General features: G+C 33.8%; 1 protein-coding gene. It reads left to right on the top strand.

The annotated features are described in order from the left end of the window. The first annotated feature begins 122 nt into the window (after window positions 1–122). On the top strand, window positions 123–1,478 hold the full coding sequence (locus FHS86_RS19130) for an IS4 family transposase (protein ID WP_429417677.1): 1,356 nt from the start codon (window positions 123–125) through the stop codon (window positions 1,476–1,478). Window positions 1,479–1,487 lie beyond the last annotated feature (9 nt).

The following is a 1,487-nucleotide window of genomic DNA, read 5'->3' as shown; positions in this document are numbered from 1 at the left end:
TTATATTTTTATTGTTAAAAATGAAAGGCGGTTTGAAACGTTATATTAAATAGACCGCCTTTCTTTGACTACCTGAAGGTACCATTTTTTAGAGGAAAAACGGTCTTAAATCAGAGAAAAAAATCCATGATTACATCAAAGATTTCAACAGCTATCTGGTTGATAACTTTGACTCTGAAAGCCTTGACAGGATTGCAAGAGAAACAGGTTTTGTTGAAAGAAAAAGCAGCATCGATGCCACCAGTTTCCTGGCATGTTTAATGCTCAATGAAAGTGATCAAAAAGACACCAGTTTGATTGATCTTAAATGTGACCTTTTCGAACATTACAATTGTGATGTTTCGAAAGTTGCCATTCATAAACGATTTAATAAACCGGCGGTTGATTTTGTAAAAAAGGTACTATCTGAAAATATCGCTTATCGTTTTAACGTACAATCATTAGAGCTCACTCAGTTTACTGGCATTTATATTAAAGATTCAACAAAGTTCAGTATTCCCAAAAACCTAAACAAAGATTATCCTGGTTTTAACGGGTTTCACAAAGATCAGGCATTAATGAATATACAGTATGAATATGACTTAGTTAGTGGAAACTGGAATGCTTTTGAAATCACAAAAGCAACGCGTAATGACCAGGAAGATTCAAAGTGCACGCTAGATAACATAAAAGAGGGGAGCCTGATGTTAAGGGATTTGGGTTACGTTACAATGAACTACCTAAAAGGTGTCATTGAAAGAAAAGCCTACTACCTTAATCGCCTGCCAACAACATTGAATGTTTATATCAAAGAAGGTCAGAAAATGAAACTTTTGGACTGGAATGAGGTAGACAAGCAAATGAAAAAACGCCAGCTTGATCAAATGGAGCTAGCTGTTTATTTAGGCAAGAACGAGCTAATATCATCCCGTTTAATTATTAAATCTGTACCCGACGAGGTTTATCAAAAAAGAATCAGGAAAGCATCCAAACACGCAAAAAGTAAAGGATGTCAACTTAGTGATGACTACAAAATTAAAAGCAAATATACCTTGCTTATTACAAATGCTTCAAAAGAACATCTAAGCACATCTGATATTTCGAAAGTTTACAGTTTAAGGTGGCAAATTGAACTTATATTTAAAACGTGGAAATCTAACTTAAAGATACATATAACCAAAAAGGTTAAAAAAGAACGGTTCGAATGCCAGTTAATTGCCAAAATAATTTGGATATTAATCAATTGGCGATTATTTCAAATTGCAGATAAGCTAATTAAAAGTAAGAAAAGTGACAGTGGGTGCAGTATACAAAAATTCTTCAAGTATGCTAAAAGAAACTCAGCCTCACTAAGAGAGATTATCAAACTTCAAGAAGTCCCCAAAGTATGGTTCGATAAGTCATTCATTCCAATAATGAAAGATCTAATTATTGAAAAAAAGAAAGGAAAACAAACACACTGTCAGGTATTTAAACAAGCCCTGTCTTCCTTAGGTTAACGGCTATGG

The organism is Roseimarinus sediminis (genome assembly GCF_050433125.1).
Taxonomy (GTDB): domain Bacteria; phylum Bacteroidota; class Bacteroidia; order Bacteroidales; family Prolixibacteraceae; genus Roseimarinus; species Roseimarinus sediminis.
This window is presented reverse-complemented; position numbering and strand designations above follow the sequence as displayed.